The organism is Micromonospora sp. NPDC049102 (genome assembly GCF_043197485.1).
Lineage (GTDB): Bacteria > Actinomycetota > Actinomycetes > Mycobacteriales > Micromonosporaceae > Micromonospora.
Genome location: NZ_JBICTE010000029.1, coordinates 70383 through 92621, shown reverse-complemented (window position 1 = coordinate 92621; position 22239 = coordinate 70383). Strand labels below are relative to the sequence as shown.

Annotated in this window: 20 protein-coding genes; 14 read left to right on the top strand and 6 right to left on the bottom strand. The window is 70.8% G+C overall.

What is annotated here, in order from left to right; translation table 11 throughout:
• Positions 1-403: 403 nt before the first annotated feature.
• The gene (locus ACGFH9_RS24160; RefSeq protein WP_393223160.1) at positions 404-1093 is read right to left on the bottom strand and encodes a TIGR03089 family protein; all 690 of its coding nucleotides are present in this window, start codon (positions 1091-1093) and stop codon (positions 404-406) included.
• 152 nt (positions 1094-1245) lie between these two features.
• On the opposite strand from ACGFH9_RS24160, the gene ACGFH9_RS24155 reads away from it, so the two are divergent.
• A complete protein-coding gene (locus tag ACGFH9_RS24155; protein WP_393223157.1) occupies positions 1246-2391 on the top strand; it encodes a glycosyltransferase family 4 protein in 1146 nt (381 codons plus the stop codon).
• Positions 2392-2454: 63 nt separating this feature from the next.
• Positions 2455-3546: a mannose-1-phosphate guanylyltransferase gene (locus tag ACGFH9_RS24150; protein ID WP_393223155.1), complete on the top strand. Its 1092-nt coding sequence runs from the start codon at positions 2455-2457 to the stop codon at positions 3544-3546.
• A 54-nt stretch (positions 3547-3600) separates the two neighbouring features.
• Here ACGFH9_RS24150 and ACGFH9_RS24145 read toward each other — a convergent pair whose 3' ends face one another.
• A complete protein-coding gene (locus tag ACGFH9_RS24145; RefSeq protein ID WP_393223166.1) occupies positions 3601-4185 on the bottom strand; it encodes an NUDIX hydrolase in 585 nt (194 codons plus the stop codon).
• A gap of 54 nt (positions 4186-4239) precedes the next feature.
• On the opposite strand from ACGFH9_RS24145, the gene ACGFH9_RS24140 reads away from it, so the two are divergent.
• Together ACGFH9_RS24140 and ACGFH9_RS24135 are read left to right on the top strand one after the other, a co-directional pair.
• Positions 4240-5286, top strand: coding sequence for a hypothetical protein (locus tag ACGFH9_RS24140; RefSeq protein WP_393223152.1), 1047 nt, complete (start codon positions 4240-4242; stop codon positions 5284-5286).
• Positions 5287-5574: 288 nt separating this feature from the next.
• Positions 5575-6573: a winged helix-turn-helix domain-containing protein gene (locus ACGFH9_RS24135; RefSeq protein ID WP_393223149.1), complete on the top strand. Its 999-nt coding sequence runs from the start codon at positions 5575-5577 to the stop codon at positions 6571-6573.
• A gap of 122 nt (positions 6574-6695) precedes the next feature.
• Here ACGFH9_RS24135 and ACGFH9_RS24130 read toward each other — a convergent pair whose 3' ends face one another.
• Together ACGFH9_RS24130 and cofD are read right to left on the bottom strand one after the other, a co-directional pair.
• Positions 6696-7784 carry a coenzyme F420-0:L-glutamate ligase gene (locus tag ACGFH9_RS24130; RefSeq protein ID WP_393223147.1) on the bottom strand — a complete coding sequence of 363 codons (1089 nt, stop codon included), beginning with the start codon at positions 7782-7784 and terminating at the stop codon, positions 6696-6698.
• The gene (cofD, locus tag ACGFH9_RS24125; RefSeq protein WP_393223144.1) at positions 7781-8767 is read right to left on the bottom strand and encodes a 2-phospho-L-lactate transferase; all 987 of its coding nucleotides are present in this window, start codon (positions 8765-8767) and stop codon (positions 7781-7783) included. The genes ACGFH9_RS24130 and cofD overlap by 4 nt, the downstream gene beginning before the upstream one ends.
• 98 nt (positions 8768-8865) lie before the next feature.
• Here cofD and ACGFH9_RS24120 point away from each other — a divergent pair, with 98 nt between their 5' ends.
• The 6 genes from ACGFH9_RS24120 to ACGFH9_RS24095 all read left to right on the top strand — a co-directional run bounded on the left by ACGFH9_RS24120 (position 8866) and on the right by ACGFH9_RS24095 (position 15928).
• A complete protein-coding gene (locus ACGFH9_RS24120; RefSeq protein ID WP_393223142.1) occupies positions 8866-9891 on the top strand; it encodes a hypothetical protein in 1026 nt (341 codons plus the stop codon).
• A gap of 475 nt (positions 9892-10366) precedes the next feature.
• On the top strand, positions 10367-12976 hold the full coding sequence (locus tag ACGFH9_RS24115; protein ID WP_393223139.1) for a bifunctional FO biosynthesis protein CofGH: 2610 nt from the start codon (positions 10367-10369) through the stop codon (positions 12974-12976).
• A 162-nt stretch (positions 12977-13138) separates the two neighbouring features.
• Positions 13139-13417, top strand: a complete 279-nt coding sequence (locus tag ACGFH9_RS24110) for a hypothetical protein (protein WP_355239678.1) — start codon at positions 13139-13141, stop codon at positions 13415-13417.
• Between the two features lie 51 nt (positions 13418-13468).
• Entirely contained in the window at positions 13469-14863 is a 1395-nt protein-coding gene (locus tag ACGFH9_RS24105; RefSeq protein ID WP_393223137.1) for a DUF4331 domain-containing protein, read from the top strand.
• Positions 14864-14883: 20 nt separating this feature from the next.
• The gene (locus ACGFH9_RS24100) at positions 14884-15213 is read left to right on the top strand and encodes a phospholipase (RefSeq protein WP_393223134.1); all 330 of its coding nucleotides are present in this window, start codon (positions 14884-14886) and stop codon (positions 15211-15213) included.
• Positions 15214-15670: 457 nt separating this feature from the next.
• Positions 15671-15928, top strand: a complete 258-nt coding sequence (locus ACGFH9_RS24095; protein ID WP_007455784.1) for a WhiB family transcriptional regulator — start codon at positions 15671-15673, stop codon at positions 15926-15928.
• Positions 15929-15980: 52 nt separating this feature from the next.
• Here the strand turns inward: ACGFH9_RS24095 and ACGFH9_RS24090 are convergent, their stop codons facing one another.
• Entirely contained in the window at positions 15981-16430 is a 450-nt protein-coding gene (locus tag ACGFH9_RS24090) for a metallopeptidase family protein (RefSeq protein WP_091292591.1), read from the bottom strand.
• A gap of 153 nt (positions 16431-16583) precedes the next feature.
• Here ACGFH9_RS24090 and ACGFH9_RS24085 point away from each other — a divergent pair, with 153 nt between their 5' ends.
• From ACGFH9_RS24085 to ACGFH9_RS24070, 4 genes are all read left to right on the top strand, one after another.
• Positions 16584-16952: a DUF3499 domain-containing protein gene (locus tag ACGFH9_RS24085; protein WP_355239687.1), complete on the top strand. Its 369-nt coding sequence runs from the start codon at positions 16584-16586 to the stop codon at positions 16950-16952.
• A gap of 79 nt (positions 16953-17031) precedes the next feature.
• Complete coding sequence (locus ACGFH9_RS24080) at positions 17032-18288, top strand: GNAT family N-acetyltransferase (protein ID WP_393223129.1); 1257 nt, start codon at positions 17032-17034, stop codon at positions 18286-18288.
• A complete protein-coding gene (locus ACGFH9_RS24075) occupies positions 18266-18544 on the top strand; it encodes an anti-sigma factor family protein (RefSeq protein WP_393223126.1) in 279 nt (92 codons plus the stop codon). Before ACGFH9_RS24080 ends, ACGFH9_RS24075 begins: the two co-directional genes overlap by 23 nt.
• Positions 18541-19197 carry a hypothetical protein gene (locus tag ACGFH9_RS24070; RefSeq protein ID WP_393223123.1) on the top strand — a complete coding sequence of 219 codons (657 nt, stop codon included), beginning with the start codon at positions 18541-18543 and terminating at the stop codon, positions 19195-19197. Before ACGFH9_RS24075 ends, ACGFH9_RS24070 begins: the two co-directional genes overlap by 4 nt.
• Here ACGFH9_RS24070 and ACGFH9_RS24065 read toward each other — a convergent pair.
• On the bottom strand, positions 19194-22100 hold the full coding sequence (locus tag ACGFH9_RS24065) for a hypothetical protein (protein WP_393223119.1): 2907 nt from the start codon (positions 22098-22100) through the stop codon (positions 19194-19196). The two genes, ACGFH9_RS24070 and ACGFH9_RS24065, sit on opposite strands and share 4 nt — an antisense overlap.
• Between the last annotated feature and the right edge of the window lie 139 nt (positions 22101-22239).

Sequence of the window (22239 nt, the reverse complement as noted above, 5' to 3'; positions counted from 1 at the left end):
ACAACGCGTCCGGGCAGTACTTCTCCACGTCGCTCACACCAGCTCAACGAATGACCTTGCACTCCAACAACCCCAAACGACACACGGTCTAAGGGACATCACTCGCGTATCGGCAACCGAAACTGCAAGATCGCCGAACCCGGCCGGGCTGAACCTCGCTGGGCTGGCCCTCGCTGGGCTGGCCCTCGGGAGGGCGGAGGTGCCCAGGCCGAGTGGTCGATGCGTCCTTTGCTCTGCTTCAACATAGGCGACACCGGGGCCAGCGCTGTGTCGCCTATAGGGAAGCAGAGCAAAGGATGTGCGGGCACCCCTCCCGTGCCGGCCCTCCGCGATGCCGGCCCTCAGCCGTGCTGGTCCTCGGCCGTGCTGCCGGCGCGGGCTGTCGTCGGTTGCGGCGAGCGGGCTACGGGAGGGAGTGGGTGACCTTCTCGCTGGACAGCCGGGTGGCCAGACGGGCCGGGTCAGGGTTGGCGCAGAGAACCACCGTGGCGGCCCGGGTGAGCGGCGCGAGGAGCCAGTCGACCGGGTCGGGACAGCGCGACGCGTCGACCAGGACCCGCGCGCCCGGCTCGATGCCCAACTCCACCGCCCGTGCCTCGGCGCGGGCGAGCAGGTGCGTGTCTGCGGGGCCGGGGCCGGGCTGCGGGCTGAAGTAGTCGCCGTGCCCGCGTACCTCGACCACGTAGTCGGCGAAGCCCGGCGGCACCTGCCGCAGTGGAGCAGCGAGCGGCGCGAGGCCCAGGGCGTACCGCTCGTCGGCGGGCCAGGACTGCGCCTCGTCGAACCGGTCGGCGGCGGCGAAGAGGACGTCCACGTTTCCCGGCGCGTCGAGCACGGTCAGCTTGGCGGACCAGCAGCCCAGCAGCACCGCGGCGGTCTGCCAGTGCGGAGGGAGCAGGACGCCGGCCGGTGTGCCCGGCGCGAGGCCGACCTCGTCGACGAGGAGATTGGCGGTCTTCGACACCCAGTTCGCCAGGGTGGCGCCGGAAAGTTCGGTGCGGTCTCCGGTGGAGTCGTCGTACCAGGTCAGCAGCGGTCGGGTCGGGTCGGTCGCGATCGCGTCGGCGAAGACCCGGGCAATGTTGTCGGCCATCGGCGCGAACGATACGCCTCTGGCACCCGTACTCGATGACGATGACAAGTCGGCGTACGGTCGGGTCGCAGTCAGCGTCGCCCCCGTACTCCGGCGTAGGCTTTACCCCCGGAGTGTTGTTCCCCACAGACCCACCCGCAAGGAGTCGCCCCGTGACCGCCGGTCGCCCGCCCCGCGTGCTCATCGACGCCACGAGTGTCCCCGCCGACCGTGGTGGCGTCGGTCGATACGTCGACGGTCTGCTCGGTGCCCTCGGCAAGGTGTGCGGTTCGGGGGTGGACCTGGCCGTGGTGAGCCTCCGCACCGACCTGGAGCGTTACACCCGGATGCTGCCCGGCGCGGAGATCATCCCCGCTCCGGCCGCCGTGGCGCACCGCCCGGCCCGCCTCGCCTGGGAGCAGACCGGTCTGCCGCTGCTCGCCCAGCAGGTCGGCGCACAGGTGCTGCACTCGCCCTTCTACACCTGCCCGCTGCGTGCCGGGTGCCCGGTGACGGTCACCGTGCACGACGCGACGTTCTTCACCGAGCCGGAGCACTACGACAAGTCGCGCCGGACGTTCTTCCGCAGCGCCATCAAGACCTCGATGCGCCGCGCCGACCGGGTGATCGTCCCCAGCAAGGCCACCCGTGACGAGTTGATCCGGCTGCTCGACGCCGACCCGACCCGCATCGACGTTGCCTACCACGGCGTCGACCACGCCGCCTTCCACGCGCCGAGCGAGGATGAGAAGGCCCGCGTACGCGCTCGGCTCGGGCTGGGCAACAGCAGCTACGTCGCCTTCCTCGGTGCCAAGGAGCCGCGCAAGAACGTACCCAATCTGATCCGGGGTTGGGCTCGCGCGGTGGCCGAGCGGACCGACCCGCCGGCGCTGGTGATCGCCGGCGGGCAGGGGCACGACGACGACATCGACCGCGCGGTGGCCGAGGTCCCGTCGCACCTGCGTCTGCTGCGCCCCGGTTATCTGCGGTACGGCGACCTGCCCGGCTTCCTCGGCGGGGCGCTGGTCGCCGCCTACCCGTCGTACGGCGAGGGGTTCGGCCTGCCGATCCTGGAGGCGATGGCGTGCGCCGCCCCGGTGCTGACCACGCCCCGCCTGTCGCTGCCCGAGGTGGGTGGCGACGCGGTCGCGTACACCTCCGAGGACCCGGAGCAGATCGCCACCGACCTGGCCGCCCTGCTCGACGACGAGCAGCGCCGGTTGTCGCTGGCGAAGGCCGGCTTCGACCGGGCCAAGGAGTTCACCTGGGAGTCCAGCGCCGAGGTGCACATCGCCGCATGGAGTCGCGCCCGTTCGTGACCGTTCGGGCCCCTCATGGTGACCCGTGCCACTGCGGGCGGATGCGTCGGGCATGATGTGCGGATGCTTTATGCGGTCATCCCGGCAGGTGGCAGCGGCACAAGGTTGTGGCCGTTGTCCCGCGCCGGCCACCCCAAGTTCCTCCATCCGCTGACCGGCACCAGCTCCTCACTGTTGCAGGCGACCGTGGAGCGGCTCGCGCCGCTGACGACACCGGATCGCACCCTTGTGGTCACCGGTGCCGCGCACGTCGCGGCGGTCGCCCGGCAGCTGACCGGGCTGCCGGAGGAGAACATCCTGGTCGAGCCGTCGCCCCGGGATTCCTGCGCGGCGATCGCGCTGGCCGCGGCGGTGATCGCGGTCCGCGACCCGGAGGCGGTCATGGGCAGCTTCGCCGCCGACCACCTGATCAGCGACCCGGACAACTGGGTGCGCACGGTCCAGGAGGCGGTCCGGGGGGCCGAGCAGGGCATGCTGATGACGGTCGGGATCACACCGACCCGCCCCGAGACCGGATACGGCTACCTGGAGACCGGCGACGAGACCGACGGCACGCCGTGGCGTCAGGTGGCCGAGTTCAAGGAAAAGCCGGCCGCTGAGGTCGCCGAGGCGTACGTCCGCTCGGGTCGGCACCTCTGGAACGCCAGCATGTTCGTCTGGCGGGTCGACGTGTTCCTCGCCGAGCTGGCCCGCCAGCAATCGGCCCTGCACGCGGGCGTCATGGCGATCGCCGCCGCCTGGGGCACGCCGGAGCAGGACGACGTGCTCGGCACGGTCTGGCCGACGTTGCCGAAGATCTCCGTCGACTACGCGGTGATGGAGGGGGCGGCGACCGCGGGTCGGGTCGCCACGGTGCCGGGCGACTTCGGCTGGAACGACGTCGGCGACTTCCACACCCTCGGTGACGTGCTACCCGCCGACGAAGCGGGCAACGTGGTGCTCGGCACCGACGCCAAGCCCGGCGTGCTCCTGCGGGACACCGCCAACCTGGTCGTGGTGCCGCAGTCGGGTCGGCTGGTGGCGGTCCTCGGTGTGCGCGACCTGATCGTGGTGGACACTCCGGACGCGGTGCTGGTCTGTCCGCGTGAGCGTGCCCAGGACGTCAAGCTCCTGGTCGACGAGCTCAAGGAGCGCGGCGAAGAGGGCTACGTCTGACCGGTGTCGTAAACGCTGGCGGCGGCAGGCCGTCGCCAGCGCGCAGACCCGCTGTCAGAACCTGCGCAGGGCCGCCAGGGCCGGCTCGACGAGTTGTACGGTCCCACCGGCCAGCGGCTCGGGCAGCCGGTCGGGCGGGAACCACCCCAGCTCCTCGGACTCATCGCTGACCTGCTCGACCGCGTCGGCCGGGGCGACCACGGCGAACCGGATGTCGTAGTGGCGCGAGCCGCCCTGGCAACCCACCTCGTGTACGTCGATGTCGATCGGTACCGGGTCGATGCGTAGGCCATCGATGCCGGACTCCTCGGTGGCCTCGCGCAGCGCGGCCCCGGCCAGCGTCCGGTCCACCGGCTCGCAGTGCCCGCCGAGCTGCACCCACCGGCCGAACTTGGCGTGCAGGCAGAGCAGCACCCGTGCACCGGTCGGGTCCAGCACCAGCGCGCTCGCGGTGACATGGCCGGGGCGGTGCTGCCGGCTCATCGTGATCGGCCCGGCGGCGAGCAGCGCGAGGGTCCGCTCCCGGGCGTCGGCCGCCGCCGGGCTGGTCGGCTGCCAGCCCTCGAGCAGCGCGACGGCCTCGGCGTGCAGCGTCGCGAACGCGGCGGGATCGGTGGGGTCGACGGCGGGTCCGGTGATCGCGGTGTCAGGCACCCCGACACTGTACGAGCGTGGGCTCCGTACCCTGGCGCGGTGACCCTGCGACTCCTCGAATTCGTGGTGGCCGGCAACGAGGCCAGCGATCTGCTTCCGGTCCGATCGCCGGCGCTGCTGCGGTCGTACGGTGCGCGGCGGGGTTTCTGGACCGTGCTGGACGAGGGCCCGGTGGAGCGCTGCCTGGCCCTGCTGTTGGAGCTGGACGACGGTGAGTGGACGGCCCGGCACGTCACGGCGGACGCCGGGGTCGAGAACGACCGGACCGAGGACGGTGAGGCGCTCGCCCACCACGACGGCTGGGTGTACGTCTTCGGCTCCCACTTCGGTTCGAAGGCCGGCCCGCTGCGCCCCCGACGGGCGTTCGTGGCCCGGTTCCGCGAGGACGACGCGGCGGTTGGTCCGCTGCCGGTGCAGGTGGTGCGCAACCGGTTCCGGCTGCACCGGACGGTGAACGACGCCCTGGCCGCGTCGCCGCTGACCCTGCTGCCTCCTGGCGAGCGGGTGCGGGACCGCTTCATCGTGGAGACCCTGGCCCGGGGGACCAGTCGGGCGAAGAGCTGGGTGAGTCGCCTGGCCCCGGACGACCTGCCCCTGAACGTGGAGGCGGCAGCCTTCACCCCGGAGGGCACGGTCCTGCTCGGACTGCGCTTCCCGGTCACCGGGGCCGGCGAACCGATCCTGGTGGAGGTGTCCGGCGTGCCGGGCATGTTCGCTGCGGACCCGGTGTGGCCCCGGGCGTTGGGCGCGTACGCGGTGGCCGGGGTGACCCCGCCGGGCGAGTTGACCGGCTTCCGGGCGCTCGCGCCGACGGCGGACGGCGCGTACGCGGCCGTGATCGGCTCGATCGACGCGCTGGGCAAGGGTTCGGTGCTGCTCGACGAGCATCCGGGTGGGGGTGCGGTCACCTCCCGGCACGTGCGGTTCCGGTTGCCCGTGGATCGGACGGGTGACGGCTACCGGCTCGTCGGGGAAGAAGTGGCCGACCTGACGCCGTTCCATCACGTTGAGGGCTTGGCCGAGGTGGACGGGCGGCCGTTCTACGTCACGGACGAGGACCACCGGGTCGCGCTCTGGGTCGGCTGAGCGGGGCAGGCGCACCGCAGCGGTGGGGTGACCGGACGACACCTCTGCGGAGCAAGGGCCGCAGACCCTCGTGGTGCCGCCCGATCACCGGTCCTCCCCAGTCCCGGTGCCCCGGCGTCGAGGCGTCCAGGACGCGTCGGTGCCGTGCGCGGGCATTGGAAGCATGCCCAACCGCCCCCGGAGGCGTCGAGGTTTTTCAGCCCAGGCTTAAAGATGGAGATAACTGCCGGCCAGGTAGAGTCGAAACGGTCGCCCGGCATCCCTCTGCCGGCGACACGGGAGCGCTCCATGCTGAAGATCCACTTTTCCGGCGAGGACATCCTCCGGACCCGGGTGGCGCCGGCGGCCGACCCGGTTTGGGAGCTGGTCCTCAGCCTGCACGTGTTGCAGGGCCGCAACCGCGACCCGCTGACGTCGGCCTGGCGGCACAGCGTGACCCGCGAGCTGCGCCAGGACATCGCCTCCGACCAGTTACGACTGCTCTTCGCGCTGAATCCGCCGCGTGGCTACTTCCCCGACTTCCTCACCCCGTACGCCAGCCTGGAGGGTTTCGAGGCGGGGCTGGACGCGGTCCGCAGCACGCCGACCGAGCTGCTCCAGCGTGACCTGACCCTGGTGGCCGCCGGGAACCAACTGCCCGCCTCGGCCGCCGCGCTGGCCCGTGGCGACGTGGCGACGCTGCACCACCTCGCGGAGTCGATGAAGCAGTACCGGGCGATGGCGATCAGCCCGTACTGGAGCCGCATCCAGGCCGCCGTGGCGGCGGACCGCAACCGTCGTGCGCGCGCCCTGCTGGACGGCGGCGTCGAGGGCCTCCTGAGCAGCCTGCGCCCGAGCATGCGCTGGGAGAGCGGGGTGCTCGAGGTGCGCGACTACCCGCACAGCCGCGAGCTGCACCTCGACGGGCGCGGGCTGCTGCTGGTGCCGTCCTTCTTCTGCGCTGCCACCCCGGTCGCCCTGCTCGACCCGGCGCTGCCGCCGGTCCTGGTGTACCCGGTGGACCGGTTGGGCGGCCTCGCCGCGACCGACGGCGACGCACCGGCCGCGTCCGGTGCGAGCCGCGACTCGCTCGCCGCGCTGCTGGGCCGGACCAGGGCCGCCGTCTTGCAGGCCAGCGACGACGGCTGCACCACGGGCGAGATGGCCCGCCGGCTGGACATCTCCCCGGCGGCGGCGAGCCAGCACGCCACGGTGCTCCGCAACGCCGGCCTGCTCGTCAGCCACCGCGACCGCAACACCGTGCTGCACACCCTGACCCCCCTGGGCCGAGCCGTCCTGGAGGCCTGACGCCCTCCCTCGCAGCGTCGATCATGAAGTTATCGCCCTGACACGCCGAGGCGACGGGCAATAACTTCATGATCGACGCTAGGGGTGGGGGGGGCAGGGGGGGGGCAGGGGGGGCAGGGGGGTTACAGGGCTAGGGCGGCGCTTGCCGGGCTGCCGGCGGGTGGGGGCAGCAACGTGGACGGGACGCCCTCGGCGGCCAGGGCGAGGCGCAGCCGGTGCAGGTCGGCGCCGAAGCGGACCAGGTCCATCGGGTCGATCGGTGCCGGGGCGGTACCGAGCATCAGCGCGGTGGCGTCGGCGGGCCAGCCCGGTACCTGGGCGACCAGGCCGGCGCGTACCTCGGACTCGTCGACGAGGTTGAAGACCGTGCCCGGCGTGACCACCCCGGCCACTGCTTCGAGCGCCCGCCGCACCGCGGCGGGGTCGACCGGCTCCGCGCCGACGGCCTCGGTGAGGGTCGCGGCGTCGGCCAGCCCGGCGGCCCGGGCCTCGGCGGTGCCCATCGAGAAGAGGTCCTGTGCGGCGTCACGGACCAGCGCCCAAGCACCCCCGGAATTGTCCGCGCCGGTGGCGGTGAGGTAGCCCCGCACCACGGCCACCGGGACCTGGTCACACTTACCCTTGATCAACTCGCCGGCGCCCGCCAGCTCATCGACCACGGCCATCTGGGTGAGCTGAAGCTCGTTGCCGTACGGGTCGACCTCGCCCCGATGGTCGCGAATGGCTGGCATACCGGCGACTCCGAGCGCGACGTCGGTCAGTCCGTTGCGCCAGGGCCGGCCCATGGTGTCGCTGATGATCACGGCGACATCGAGGTCGTACCTCTCCTGGAGCGCGGCGCGCAGCTCACGGGCCGACGCGTCCGGATCCACCGGCAACAGCACCAGCCGGGTCTTGTCGACGTTCGACGCGTCGATCCCGGCGGACGCCATCACGAACCCGTGGTGGGTCTGCACGATGCGGGTCGCGCCCCGGCTGGCCACGACTCGCGCGGTCTCGCCGGCCAGCACCTCGTCGCGCGCGGCGAGCCGCTCCGGCCCGTCCGCCGGGACGTCGACCAAACGCCCCTCCGCCTTGGAGACGATCTTGCTGGTCACCACCAGCACGTCGTCGTCGCGCAGCCACGGCGCAGCTGTGGCGATCAACGCCGCCAGGTCGTCACCCTCGGTCACATGCCCGATGCCCAGCACCGGCAGGATTTCCAGCCTCACGTCAACTCCACGGCGGCGCGGACCATCGCCGCCGTCGCCACCTCGTCGGTCATCCGCAGCGGCACCGCGCGGACCGTCACCTCCGGCACCAGCGTGTCGGCGTCCTCCTCGGCGACCAGCCAACCGTCCAGCAGGCCGCCGGCCGGCCGGCCACCGTACAGCCGGCCCACGCCCGCCGCGCTGCACTCGACCCCGAGCACCGCGAGACAGCGGTCGGCCATGCCGCGCACCGGAGCGCCGCCGATGATCGGCGAGACGCCCACCACCGGTGCCGGGCCGTCCGCCACGGCCTCACGAATCCCGGGTACGGCGAGGACCGGCGCGACGCTCACCACCGGATTGCTCGGGGCGATCAGCACCAGGTCGGCCGCCCCGATGGCGTCCAGCACCCCCGGTGCCGGCTTGGCCGTCTCCGCGCCCACGAACACGAAGCGGTGAGTCTCGATGTTCGCCCGGTACCGCACCCACCACTCCTGGAAGTGGATGGCCCGCTGACTCTGGTCGTCCTCGACAGCGCTGGCGCTGCTTCCGGGCTCGCCCCCACCGCTCACGACGGCGTGGGTCTCCAGCCGGTCGTCGGTCGCCGGGAGCAGGCGTACGCCCGGCTTCCAACGGGTCGCCAGTGCCTCGGTGACCGCGCTGAGCGGGTACCCGCCGTTGAGCATGGTGCTGCGGACCAGGTGGGTGGCGATGTCCTTGTCGCCGAGTCCGAACCAGGTGGGCTCCGCGCCGTACGCGGCCAGCTCCTCCTTGACCGTCCAGCTCTCGCCGACCCGACCCCAGCCCCGCTCCGGGTCGGCGCCGCCGCCGAGGGTGTACATGACGCTGTCCAGGTCGGGACAGATCTTCAAACCGTGCAGCCACAGGTCGTCGCCGACGTTGACCACGGCGGTCACCTCGGCACCGACCTCGCGGGCGTACGCCCGGACGCCGAGCAGGAACCGGGCGCCCCCGATGCCGCCGGCCAGAACCACGATGCGCATGTCGACCATCCTCGCGCACGTGACGCCTCCGGTCCGCCGGTGCCCGGGGAGACTAGGCTCACGTGCGCCCTGTCCGTCCATGCCCCGAGGGGGAGCTCGTGACCAGCCCCGCCGAGCCCGCGTCCGCCGACGCGACGCAGGCCCGCCAGCTGACCAAGCCACTGCGCGAACTGGGTGCGCTCGCCCTGCTCGGCGCCAACGCCGTGTTCCTCTTCGTGGGGCTGCTCCGGCTCATCAGTCCCGCCGACTACACCGACTTCACCGGCCGGGCGGGCAGCTCCTTCTCCATGTTCGTCGGCGTCGAGGCGGTGGTTCTGCCGCTGCTGGCCGTCCTGCTGGCCACCCACGTCGCGCCCGTGCTGCCCAAGGCGAAGCTAATCACGCAGGTGGCTCTCGGCGAGTACGCGTTCAGCGCGCTGCTCGGCACGCTCACCATGCTGATCTGGACGGTGGGCCGCCTCGCCAACGCCGAGATCCTCGACGCACTGCTCGGCATCCTCACCCGGTTCGCCTGGATGGTGATCTTCGCGGTGGCCGCCTGGGTGGTCTTCACGATCTGGCGGGCGTTCTACTACGTGCCCAAGCCGAAGCCGCAGCCGGGCGTCTACGGCCAGCCGCAGCCGGGTTGGCCACAGCAGCAGGGCGGTTGGCCGGGCCAGCCCGGCGGGCAGCCGCAGGGCGGATGGCCTACCCCCGGCCAGCCGGGCGGCTACCCGCCGGCGCAGTTCCCCGGCCAGTACGGCCAGCCGTCCCCGCCGTTCCAGGCTCCGCAGTCCGCCCCGCCGCAGCAGCAGTCCGCGCCGCCGTTCCCGCAGTCGGCAGCGCCGCACCCGCAGTCCGCGCCGCCGTTCCCGCAGTCCGCGCCGCCGGCCAGCCCGGGCCCGCAGTCCGCGCCGTCGTTCCCGCAGTCGGCAGCGGCGTTCCCGCAGTCCGCACCGCCGTTCGAGGCGGCACCGCAGTCCGCGCCGCCTGCCCCGCCGTTCGGACAGCCGCCGTCGGCCGACCCGACCCAGACCATCCCGCGCCAGTCCGCCGAGCCGGCCGCCGACCCGACCCAGGCGATCCCGCGTCCGGCCGAGGACAACGACCGCACCCAACACATCAACCCCGACCAACCCCGCTAACCCACGCCCACCCGCCGAAGCCCAACTCAATCCCACCCCACGCCCGGCCCACCCCACGCCCGGCCCACCCCACGCCCGGCCCACCCCACGCCCGGCCCACCCCACGCCCGGCCCACCCCACGCCCGGCCCACCCACGCCCGGCCCACCCCACCCCCCGCCCTCTGACCCGCAACGCACGCCCGAAGCCCCCGCAAGATCCGCACAAGAACAGGGTTGTTGCTGCCTCAGCCGCCGCTGAGGCAGCAACAACAGGGAAGTCGCGCAGATCTTGGGCCACCCTGGGCTCTGCCTACGTCGATCATGAAGTTATTGCGCCGACACGCCGCGTGAACGTGCAATAACTTCATGATCGACGGGGCGGGGCGGGGCGGGGCGGGGCGGGGCAGGGGCAGGGGCAGGGAGGGGCGGCGCGGGGGCAGGGCGGGCGGGGCGGGGCTGGGGGTGGGTGGGGTGGGGTGCGCATAGGGTGAGCGGATGGTTGATCGCACCCACTCCGGTCCCAGCGAGGCGAGCGTGCGGCGTGCCCTGGGCCGGGCCGCCGCCGGGCGGGCGCTGGACCTTGACGAGGCCACCGCGCTGCTCGCCGCCCGCGGTGATGCTCTCGACGAGTTGCTCCGGGTGGCCGGTCACATCCGCGACGCCGGGTTGCGCGAGGCCGGGCGTCCGGGCGTCGTCACGTACTCGAAGAAGGTCTTCATCCCGCTGACCCGGCTCTGCCGGGACCGCTGCCACTACTGCACGTTCGCCACCGTGCCGCATCGGTTGCCGGCGCCGTTCCTGGACCGGGACGAGGTGCTGGCCATCGCCCGTGAGGGTGCCGCGCAGGGCTGCAAGGAGGCCCTGTTCACCCTCGGTGACCGGCCGGAGGAGCGGTGGCCGGCGGCGCGTACGTGGCTGGACGAGCGCGGCTACGACTCCACCCTCGACTACCTGCGCGCCTGCGCGGTGGCCGTGCTGGAGGAGACCGGCCTGTTGCCGCACCTCAACCCGGGCGTGCTGTCGTGGTCGGAGTTGCAGAGGCTCAAGCCGGTCGCGCCCAGCATGGGCATGATGTTGGAGACCACCGCGACGCGGCTGTGGTCCGAGCCGGGTGGGCCGCACTACGGGTCACCGGACAAGGAGCCGGCGGTACGGCTGCGGGTGCTCGACGACGCGGGCCGGGTCGGGGTGCCGTTCACCACCGGCATCCTCATCGGCATCGGGGAGACACCGGCCGAGCGGGTGGACGCGTTGTTCGCGATCCGCCGCGCGCACCGGGAGTACGGGCACCTCCAGGAGGTGATCGTGCAGAACTTCCGGGCCAAGCCGGACACGGCGATGCGCGGCATGCCCGATGCGGAGCTACACGATCTCGCGGCCACGGTGGCGGTGGCCCGGCTGCTGCTCGGCCCGAAGGCCCGCATCCAGGCCCCGCCGAACCTCATCGCCGGCGAGTACGAGCTCCTGCTGCGCGCCGGGATCGACGACTGGGGCGGTGTTTCCCCGCTCACTCCGGACCATGTGAACCCGGAGCGTCCCTGGCCGCAGATCGAGGAGCTGGCCAGGCACACCGAGCTGGCCGGGTTCACGCTGCGCGAGCGGTTGACCATCTATCCCGAGTACGTGCGGGCGGGCGACCCGTGGCTCGACCCGCGGCTGCTGCCGCACGTGAGCGCCCTCGCCGACCCGGCGACCGGGATGGCGGTCGAGTCGGCCCTCCCGCAGGGCCGCCCCTGGCAGGAGCCGGAGGAGGTGTTCGGCGGACGGATCGACCTGCACGCCACCATCGACACCACCGGCCGCACCGACGACCGGCGCGGCGACTTCGACAGCGTCTACGGCGACTGGGCCGAGGTCGCCGGCAAGGTCACCCCGGAGGCGAAAGCGGTGGCCGGAAGGGTCACCCCGGAGGCGAGGGCGGTGGCCGGCAAGGTCAGTCCGGAGGCGGCGGCGCGCCGAGCGGACGTACCCCCGGTGGCGGCCGCTGGCGGCGCGGACCGTGACCTGGCGGCCGGGCTGCGGCTCGCGGCCGACGACCCGGCGGCGCTGCTCGAACCCGCACACACGGATGCGGCGCTGGCGTTGTTCGGCGCGGACGGGCCGGCGTTGGACGAGCTGTGCCGGCTCGCCGACGACGTGCGCCGGGACGCGGTCGGTGACGACGTGACCTACGTGGTCAACCGCAACATCAACTTCAGCAACGTCTGCTACGTGGGCTGCCGATTCTGCGCGTTCGCCCAGCGTGAGCGGGACGCCGACGCGTACCGGCTCTCCGTCGACCAGGTCGCGGACCGGGCCGAGCAGGCGTGGACGGCCGGTGCCAGCGAGGTGTGCCTCCAGGGCGGGATCGATCCGAAGATGCCGGTCACCGGCTACGCGGACATCGTGCGGGCCATCAAGGCACGGGTGCCGGAGATGCACGTGCACGCGTTCTCCCCGATGGAGATCGTCACGGCCGCGGCGAAGGCCGGCGTGCCGGTCCGCGAGTGGCTGACCCAGCTCCGCGAGGCCGGTCTGGACACCATCCCGGGCACCGCCGCCGAGATCCTCGACGACGACGTGCGCTGGGTGCTGACCAAGGGCAAACTGCCGGCGGCCGCCTGGGTCGAGGTGGTCAGCACGGCCCATGAGCTGGGCATCCGGTCCAGCTCCACCATGATGTACGGCCATGTCGACCACCCTGGACAGTGGCTCGCGCACTTCCGGGTGCTGGCCGGCGTGCAGGACCGTACGAGTGGGTTCACCGAGTTCGTGGCGCTGCCGTTCGTGCACACCAACGCCCCGATCTACCTGGCCGGGATCGCCCGACCGGGGCCGACCTGGCGGGAGAACCGGGTGGTGCACGCCATGTCCCGCCTGCTGCTGCACGGCCGGATCGACAACATCCAGTGCTCCTGGGTCAAACTCGGCGACGAGGGCACCGTGGCGATGCTCCAGGGTGGCTGCAACGACCTGGGCGGCACCCTGATGGAGGAGACCATCTCCCGGATGGCGGGGTCCGACAACGGTTCGGCGCGTACCGAGGAGCAGTTGCGGGCCATCGCGACGGCCGCCGGGCGTCCGGCGCGCAAGCGAACGACCGCGTACGGTCACGCCCGGCGCTGAGGTCGAACCTTTTCCCGCCGTCGGCCGTACCAAGCGGTGCCGGCGGCGGTCGCGGCGAGGATCGCCGCCGGTGTTCCCTCAGGGGCCCGGCGGCGTCGGTCGGCGGCACCGGACCCGTCCGTCACCGCGGGCGCGTGCGCGCCGCCGCCGGAAAGGTTCCCCATGACCAGTGATCAGCGGAAGCGGCCCTGGCCGCGACTGACCCGCCGGCAGACGTTGACCGCCGCAGCCAGCGCCACCCTCGGCGCGGCCGCGCTCACCGTGCCAGGCCTGTCGGCCGCCCAGAACGCGCCCGGCGCGTCCGCTCGGGCCGACGAGCCGATCGTCGTGCATCTGCGCGACGCCGCGTCCGGAACGATGGACGTCTTCGTCGGTGAATCCCGGATCGAGGTACGCGACCGCGGCCTCGCGGACCGGCTGCGCCGCGCCGCCCGGCGCTGACCAGCACCCTCCGCCCCGCCATCAGTCCCCGCCCAGTGAGGTTGGTCCGTCATGTCTTCCCACCGCGAGGCCCCGGAGATAGCCAAGGACCCGGTCGCCGACAGCTCCGACCTTTACGCGTTCGTCAGCCCCGACAAGCCCGACACGGTCACGTTGATCGCCAACTACGTGCCGTTGCAGCTCCCGTCCGGGGGGCCGAACTTCTTCGAGTTCGGCGACGACGTGCGCTACGAGATCCACATCGACAACAACGGTGACGGGCATCCTGACGTCACCTACCGGTTCGAGTTCACCACCGAGATCACCAACCCGAACAGCTTCCTCTACAACACGGGCCCGATCGACTCACTGGACAGCAAGAACTGGAACCGCCGGCAGTTCTACAGCCTGACCCGGATCACCGACGGCAAGGAACACCGGCTCGCGCACAAGCTGCCGTGCCCACCGTGCAACGTCGGCCCGCTGTCGACCCCGAAGTACGCCGACCTGGTACGGCAGGCCACGTACACCCTGTCGACGGGGGAGCGGGTCTTCGCCGGGCAGCGCGCGGACGGCTTCTTCGTCGACCTGGGGGCGATCTTCGACCTCGGCACGCTGCGGCCGTTCCAGCAGTTGCACGTGGCCGGCAAGAAGATCTTCAAGACCGAGGGCGAGCCGGTCAACGCCACCGACCGGATGAACGTGCACAGCATCGCCGTGCAGGTGCCGCTGAAGCAGGTGCGTCGCCGCGCCAACCGGTACGGTCCCGCCGATGCCGCATCCGTGCTGGGGGTGTGGACGTCGGCGTCGCGCCGGCAGGTCCGGGTGCTCGGTGACCGGGGCGGAGCGGACACGTCCACCGGCCCGTTCACCCAGGTCTCCCGGCTGGGCAATCCGCTGTTCAACGAGGTCATCGTTCCGATGTCCAAGAAGGACCTGTGGAACTCGCTGCCGCCGTCGGAGGACAAGCGGTTCGCGCGGTTCGTCGAGCAGCCGGAGTTGGCGGCGCTGCTGCCGGCGCTGTATCCGGACGTCTTTCCGAACCTGGACAAGCTCAACAAGTCCAAGAAGGCCCGCGCGGACCTGGTGGCGATCCTGCTCACCGGCGTGCCGGCCGGTCTCATCGACGGCTTCACCAACGTCACCGGCGACGTGCCGGCCGACATGCTGCGCCTGAACACAGCGATCGCGCCGAACCGTCGGCCGGACCGGTTCGGTGTGCTCGGCGGCGACCTGGCCGGTTTCCCGAACGGTCGGCGGGTCGGCGACGACGTGGTGAGTATCGCGTTGCGGGCGATCGCCGGCGTGACCGTCCCGCTCGTCGACAAGACGTTCCGGCCGGACGCGGCGGCCGGCGCCGTGACTCCGGGGCTCAGCGCCGCGGACGTGACGGCTCCGTTCCTCGCGAACTTCCCCTACCTCGGTACGCCGTACGACGGGTTCAACAACCCGCCGGCGTCGTCCTGACCGCGGCCGGGGGAGCAGTCGTGCACGAGCACACGTACGGGCCGTCGGAGACGGGGAGCGTCGTCCTCGATCTGGGCGGCGACACCGGTGCCTTGATCATCTACACGGGTCGGGATCTGCACGGCCGGGAGATCGAGATCAGTCGCGGCGACGATCGGCGGGTCCACTCGGCCGTACGGGAGCGCCGGGTGCGGGACGGTTCGTTCCACAGTGCGGTCTACCCCGATCTTCCCGAGGGCGTTTATACCGTCTGGTGGGACGAGAACACGTCAGCCGGCACCGTGTCCGTCCATGGTGGAGGCATAGCCGAGTTCGCCTGGCCGAGCAGCAGTTTCGGGGCCGCCGGCTGACCTCTTCGCGCCACCTTTCCGTTCGCACCCCGTCCACATCGTGGGCGGGGTGCGAACGCTGTCCACGGCCGGACGGGCAGTCTGCACCGCGCCGCGTTAACCTGTCCCCCACCAAGATCAGCTTTGTGGGGGAGGGTGCTGGCGCTCCTCGCCCGGCGGGGCGTCGGGGGAGCGCCACGGCAGAAAAGTCGAGCAACTCGCCGGAGAGGGCGTTACTCGGCCGGGGTCTGAATCGATAGGGCAGGTTGCGAGGCTGGACGGTCCTGGTGGCCGGCCAGGGTTGTCGGGAGGGCGACTCCATTATCAAGTTTGGCTTGACGGCGCACGTATTACACGCGTGTAATTTGAATGGGGTTGTTCGCACGGAACGCAACAAAACGGGACCGGACGGACACGCACGCCTTTCGCGTGGGGGTTGCAGCGGCGATGACGCCGGTGCGCGACAAGGAGGCATTTGATGGACGGCCAGCTTGAGGTGGCCGACCTGCTCGGAAACGCGCCGGAGTGGCAGGAGCGGGCCTTGTGCTCGCAGACCGACCCCGAGGCGTTCTTTCCCGAGAAGGGCGGCTCGACCCGCGAGGCGAAGCGAATCTGCTCGCGCTGCGAGGTCAAGACCGAATGCCTCGAATACGCTCTCGGCCACGACGAGCGGTTCGGGATCTGGGGTGGGCTCTCGGAGCGGGAACGGCGCAAGTTGAAGCGGCGCGCCGCCTGAGCGGTGCGGGGTCGGGGGTGGTGCGGAGTCGAGGCGGTGGGGGCCGCCCGACTCAGGCCAGCTCGTCGGGGTCGACCCCGAGCAGGTTCGCCACCTGCTCGATGATCACGTCATGGACGAGGTCGGCGAGATCTTCGCGGTCCATCGCCCGGAATTCCAGGGGCCGGCGATACAGCACGATCCGGGGCGGCACCTCCTGACGGCCGGGACGACCCGGCAGCAGCCGGGCCAGCGGCACCTCGCCGTCCTCCAGCACGTCGGAGTCGTAGACGTTCAGGTCCGGCGGAACGTCCTCGACCGCAAACTCGACGCCGGCCAGCTCCTTGGCGAACCGTCGCTCCAACGTCTCGACGGTGTCCAGGACCAGGTCGTCGAAGACCTCCGCCTTGGTCCGCGCCAACGGCACGGTCGCCGGCACCAGGCGCCCGCGCAGGCCACGCCCGTGCCGGTCGCGGTGCGTCCGCCGGCCGGGGCCGGGGCGGCGGTGTTCCGGGCTCGTCATGAGGCAAAGGGTAGCCCCCGTGCCTGGCCGGCCAGCGGCACCGCCGCCAGCGTGGCGCGGCGCGGCACGAACCGCGGATTGTGATCACCACGACGGGCGTGTCGCAACGCGAAGCGATGCGCCGGACCCGGTAATGGAGATACCCTGCCGCACGTGAGGTCACCACGGCGCTGCTCCCGTAACGGCTGCCCCCGGCAAGCGGTCGCCACATTGACCTATGTCTACAACGAGTCGACAGCCGTGGTCGGCCCGTTGGCGGCGTTCGCCGAGCCGCACACGTACGACCTGTGTGAGCAGCACGCCCGCAGCCTCACCGCGCCGCGCGGCTGGGACGTGGTCCGGCACGAGGGCGAGTTCGAGCCGCCCCCGCCCACCACCGACGACCTGGTGGCGCTTGCCGAGGCGGTCCGCGAGGCCGCCCGTCCGGCTCCCCGCCCTCCGGAGCCCGACCAGCCACGCCCGGAGAACCCCCACCAGACCGGCCGCCGAGGCCACCTCCGCGTAATCCCACCGAATCACTGACGGCCACGGCCCGGTTCTGCCTCGCCCGTTGGTGCCACGCCACTTGCGGCGGCCAGCATCCAGAACCGAGGATGGTGGGATGACGCCCTCGACGGTTGACGCGGCCATCGGGCGCATCGAGCTTCGTGACCTGGATGCCAAGCCCGACCTTGACCTGCTGCGGCGCGTCTACGCCGACGTCCTGGTGCCGAGCTTCCCGCCGGACCAGTTGGAGGACATCGAGGTCCTGATCGACTCGAGTACGACGCTCGTCGGCGTGGCGCTACACGACGGCGCACCCGTCGGAGTCATCGTGGCCGACCCCTTCGACGGAGTTTTGCTGCTGAGCTACCTCGCCGTGCGACCGGGGATCCGCGGCGGCGGGATCGGCGGTGCGTTGGTGGGCCGCCTGTTGCCAGCATGGCGGGAACGGTCGGGCGCCGACGTGATCCTCGCCGAGGTCGAAGATCCACGACTGCACCCGGCTGGTGAGTTCGGTGACCCCGCCGCGCGGCTGCGCTTCTACCAACGGGCCGGGTTCGGCTTGCTGCCTGTCCCGTTCGCCCAGCCCCGGCTTCGTCCCGACGCGCTCCGGGAGCCTGGCATGCTCCTGGCCGTTCAGCCCAGCGACGCGGCAGTGCCGAAAGATCTCGTGAAGTCTTTCCTCATCGAGTACTACGAGTCAGTGGAAGGGCTCGAGGTCCACGATGATCCTGAGTTCAACGCCTTGGTCTCGGTCGTCGACCGCCAGGGGCCCGAGCTGACCCCGCTGGCCTTGGATCAGCATCCCACGGTTCCCCCGTTGAATGTGGCTGTCGAACTGCTGCGGCGGGATTACCCGACGACAGTCAGCGCCCTGGATCTCCTGGCCAGCGATGGTCGCGCTCAGTCCCTGCTCGACGACGTCTGGTCGCGGGTGCTGGCGAGGCTGACGGCCGGGGAACGCCTGCCCCGACCGCGGGTCGTCGTGCTAGCCGCACTACTGGACGCGCTGTCCGATGCCGGGTTGCTGTTCGTCTCACCGGACCCGGTCGACGCCGAGGTGCTCCAGGCGTGGTTTCTCGGCGAGGACGATCCGTGGGCGGGCTGGTGGCGGAAAAATCCGCCCAGTTGGGACGGGGCGCTCCCGCCAAGTCCACTCGTCGCACGGACCGTTCGGCGGCTGCCCCCGCTGCCGAGGGTTGCCGTCATTCTCTCCGATGTGCTTGGCGCCACGCCGGCCGAGGCGGCAGCTCTCATCGGCCAGGATGAGCAGGCATACCTTGAGCTGGTCGGCGTGGCCCGGACCGAGGTGGTTGCCCTCATTGACCGTGAACTCGACAAGGATGAGAGCGATGGACACCTTTCTGCGCTGTGACTCTGCGGTGTCGTTGACGGCGCGTCTGATCGACGGCACCGCAGCTCCGGACCGACGGGAGTTGGTCGAGCTGCACCTGCTGGTCTGCCCCGCCTGCATGAGCCACGTGAGTAAGGTGCGGGAACTTCGGACGAGTCTTTCCAGCCTGCCCGGTCGGCCGCCGCCGGAGCGTCTGCTCACCTTGGCCGCCGGGAACGCCACCGCCGGTGCCATCGCAGCAGGAACCGACGTCGAGCGGGCCGAACCCACGCGATGAACTACTACAAATTTCTGGCCTCTGGTCGGGTCGCACCCTTCTCCGGCCAGGTGTGGTCGACCGGCTGGCTACAGGCAACCACCACGGTCCCCTGTGTACGGGGGCTGCACGCGTGTCGAGTCGAGGACCTCCCCTACTGGTTGCACGACGAACTGTGGTCGGTCGAGTTGAAAGGCCCGGTCGCCGTGGCCGGTCACAAGGTCGTGGCCCCTAGCGGGCGGCTGGCGAAGCGTGTGCCGCAGTGGGACGCCGATGCGAGCGCCGCGTTCGTTCGCGTCTGCGTGGGGCGGACGGCCGCTCACGCGGCGGCCGAGTACGGCGACCCGGGCGGCCATCCGTTGACCGAGGTGGCGGACCGGTTGTTGACGCCCCGCGACCGTCATCCCGAATCCGATCCCTTCGCCGGGGTGACCGAGACAGCCCTGGACCTCCAGCGGGCAGCGGCGCTGTCCGGCCGGGAAAACGCCGCCCTGCTCTGCGCCTACCTGGCCGACGCAGTCGAGATGGCCCAGACCTATCCGGTTCCGGCTCTCGGTTACGTGGCCGCCCGGGCCGCCCAGGCTCGCCGGCCGGACTCCGCCGGGGACCGGTACGACGAGGAGCGATCCTGGCAGACGGCCTGGCTGGTCGACCGGCTTGAGCTGAACCGTTAGTCGGCTGAGCCGCCCATCAGTCCAGCGGCCAGTTCGTCGATGCGGTCGAGTTCGGCCGTGACATCCGGGTCGAGGTGTTCGACGACGTCCCCCCAGTAGTCGATGAAGGTCCCGGAGCGTCGGTAAAGTTCGTCGACGCGCGGCCGACGCGGCAACAGCCCCAGGATCACCTGTTCTCTTGACTTCAACGACCCATCGTTGGCAGCAAGGCCCGCATCGATGGTCAGCGGCGCCTGGCGAACGGTCGGCTCGATCAGGGCCCTCAGGATCGCGTCGCGGCGAGGATCCTGCCACCACTCGGCGAGCTGGGCGGCCGCCCGGAGCGTCATCTCGGCGTGAAACTGACTGGTGTACTCGTCCGGTCCGCTGACCGCGGGGCCGAGTGGGTCGTCCGTCAAGTGGAACAGGAAGGCCCGCTTCACCGCTTGGCCGTACTGCTCGGCGGCGATGGTCCGGTCTGTGTCGGAGAAGAGGTCACCGAGCAGTCGATGCAGGTTGGCCAGCAGTTCCGACTCGGATTCCCCGGCCTCGGCTAGTTGGCGGACGTACCCGCTCGACTGTCGGCACCGGGCGGCTGCGGAGGTGCGATCACCGGCGGTCAGCGCCACTTCGGCCCACTCGAAGTAGATCCAGGCCAGCAGCCACTCATCGTCGAGGTCGAGGAACTCCGGCTCAAGTCTTCGGTACGCGGCGTCGGCGGCATCGGGCCGGCGGTCGTACCAGTACGAGTGGGCGTTGAAGATGCCGAGATAGAGCCATGCTTTGCGACGGGTCTCCTGGACCTCCACGGAATAGCGCGCATCCTGCCATCCGTTGTGCACGCCGCACAGCTGGCCGACCGTGCGTATCGCGTGGCGTACCTCAGCCCAGTGCGCGCCGGGCGGCTTGTTCGGGCCCGTCGGATAGTTTTCGTGAAAGCGGCGCAGCTCCTTGACGAGGTCTCGGTCCAGATCGTCGCGGGCCGACCGCTGCCAGCTGTCCAGCAACTGGCGACAGAAAGAAAAATCGACGTAAAGCCCCCACCACCAGAACGCCTCCAAAAAGAGCACGATGAACTGGGCGCGCGCGACTTCTCGTTCGTTGACGAGTTGAGCGGAGTGCGACAACCACTCGGCCTCGTACATCTGCCACACGACGTTCTCGTACTTGAACCACGAGCCGTACACGGTGGATGTTTTGTCTTCCAGTGACATGATGCGCTCGTAGTAGTACGTGGCCGCGCGTCGGTGAATGTGCGTCCACCGGTCGGGTTGAAATTCCCGTAGTGCCTCGGACATCGACGGTCGGATGAAGTCGTGCAGCCGGAACCGCCCGGCCACTGGAAGTGGATCAATCAAACCGAGGTGCTCGATGCGCTGTACGGCGTGGCCCACCCGTTCCGGTGTGGAGGCCAGATCCTCGCCGGCGAGAATGAAGACGAGCATCGGCACGTCAAAGGTGTTCAACAGGGAGGCGATCTCGGCCACCCGCCACACGTCCGGATGGCGCTCCGGTCGTATCACCGCCCGGACGAGGTCGTCCACCTGCCGGTCGCCCTGAGAGAGTTGCGACAGCAGATCCCGCAGGCGGCTTGGCTCAAGCGCCTCGCCGCGGTGGGCGCGCATGAACTGGACGACGAGACTGAGCCCGTACGGGTGGCCGCCGGTGAAGTCGTAGACGACGCCCGCCAGGCGTGCATCGGCCTGGTTGCCGAAGTGGTGCGCCAGGTAGGCATGCGTCTCCGTTGCGGTGAACCGTGGCAGTTCCTGAACGAGGGCCGGGTCCAACACCTGCCGGCCGTGCTCGGCGAACTCGCGGGGTACGAGCGACAGCACCACGGTGGTGTTCGGAAGGCGGGCGGCAAATCTGACGAACCACTGGCCTACCGCGTCGTCGATGAGGGTCTCGAACCCGTCAAGAAGCAGCACCGCGCGTCGACCGGCGGTAAACCCATGCCAGTCGGCGATGAACGCCTCGTCTACGCGTCGTTGGGCCTGACGTACACGCTCGACCGGGCTCTCACCTCCGACGTTCATCTCCAGCGCGGCGTTGGACATCCTTCCCCACGACTTGGCGGTGAACGTATTGTTCACCGTGACGGTGTTTGCAGCGCTGCGTGTTGCCTCCGCTGCGATCAGGAAACCTGGAAACTGACGCGCCACCGCCTGCGCCAGATCTCCAAGAAACTGTGTCGACTTCTCCAACAATAGGACCGAGATGACGCTTGTGGTGTCCGCGCCATACTCGCCCCGATATGCCTCACTCAGCCCGTAAGGCTCCGCTGTCATGTCCGCTCGAACGGGCATCATCACGATGTCCGGGAATTCGCGCTGGATGGCCTTCCGCAGTAAACCGATGAACGAGGTCTTGCCCATGCCCTTCGCCCCGAGTACGGTGACCGTCCCGTTGAGGTTGCGCCGGATGCCGTCCAGCACCCGATCCAGTTGATCGGCGCGGTCGACGAGACCGTCCAGAACCCGAATCCGGGTGACCCCGTGAGGTAGTTCCGCGTGGAGCCTGACGGCGGAAGAAGGCTCGGTGGACGGTGTGGGGTCCACCATGCCTCGCCTCCCCAGGTCGGCCGGAACGGCTGGCGTGAGCCGGTCCGTCGGTGACTCTCCGGGTGTCGGCGCGGCCGGCAGAGACGGCCCGCTGACCGTGATGTCCTCGATGATCCCGCCGGTTGTGGCTTGGATGGTGGTGTTCCTCTGCGCGTCAGAGAGGAGAACCCGCCTGATCCGCCCACCGAGCCGCGCCAGGAAGGTGCGCTGGGTGCTACCACCGCCACTGCCGGAGGTGAGAAGCGTGACGGCCGCCAACACGAAGCTTCCGATGCCGGCGAGCCAGCTGAGCGATTCGACGCGATTGAGCTTCCAGGCGATCGCGACCCCGCCGAGGGTGAGAGCGGCTGCCCCCAGAGCCAAGGTCCGCAATCTCCACGTTGACGGTTGAGGCATCGCACCAGTGTGGACACGATCGGTGACGGCATCAATCGGCTTCCGGGCCCTAATCTGGCGGCTTGTGCTCCGCATCCGTGCTGGCATGTCGAAACCGATCTGACTG

Coding starts and splice junctions, on each gene's coding strand:
- ACGFH9_RS24160 (WP_393223160.1), bottom strand. CDS start 1,093: ATGGCCGACAACATTGCCCGGGTCTTCGCCGACGCGATCGCGACCGAC.
- ACGFH9_RS24150 (WP_393223155.1), top strand. CDS start 2,455: ATGCTTTATGCGGTCATCCCGGCAGGTGGCAGCGGCACAAGGTTGTGG.
- ACGFH9_RS24135 (WP_393223149.1), top strand. CDS start 5,575: ATGCTGAAGATCCACTTTTCCGGCGAGGACATCCTCCGGACCCGGGTG.
- cofD (WP_393223144.1), bottom strand. CDS start 8,767: ATGCGCATCGTGGTTCTGGCCGGCGGCATCGGGGGCGCCCGGTTCCTG.
- ACGFH9_RS24115 (WP_393223139.1), top strand. CDS start 10,367: ATGGTTGATCGCACCCACTCCGGTCCCAGCGAGGCGAGCGTGCGGCGT.
- ACGFH9_RS24110 (WP_355239678.1), top strand. CDS start 13,139: ATGACCAGTGATCAGCGGAAGCGGCCCTGGCCGCGACTGACCCGCCGG.
- ACGFH9_RS24105 (WP_393223137.1), top strand. CDS start 13,469: ATGTCTTCCCACCGCGAGGCCCCGGAGATAGCCAAGGACCCGGTCGCC.
- ACGFH9_RS24095 (WP_007455784.1), top strand. CDS start 15,671: ATGGACGGCCAGCTTGAGGTGGCCGACCTGCTCGGAAACGCGCCGGAG.
- ACGFH9_RS24090 (WP_091292591.1), bottom strand. CDS start 16,430: ATGACGAGCCCGGAACACCGCCGCCCCGGCCCCGGCCGGCGGACGCAC.
- ACGFH9_RS24080 (WP_393223129.1), top strand. CDS start 17,032: ATGACGCCCTCGACGGTTGACGCGGCCATCGGGCGCATCGAGCTTCGT.
- ACGFH9_RS24075 (WP_393223126.1), top strand. CDS start 18,266: ATGGACACCTTTCTGCGCTGTGACTCTGCGGTGTCGTTGACGGCGCGT.
- ACGFH9_RS24070 (WP_393223123.1), top strand. CDS start 18,541: ATGAACTACTACAAATTTCTGGCCTCTGGTCGGGTCGCACCCTTCTCC.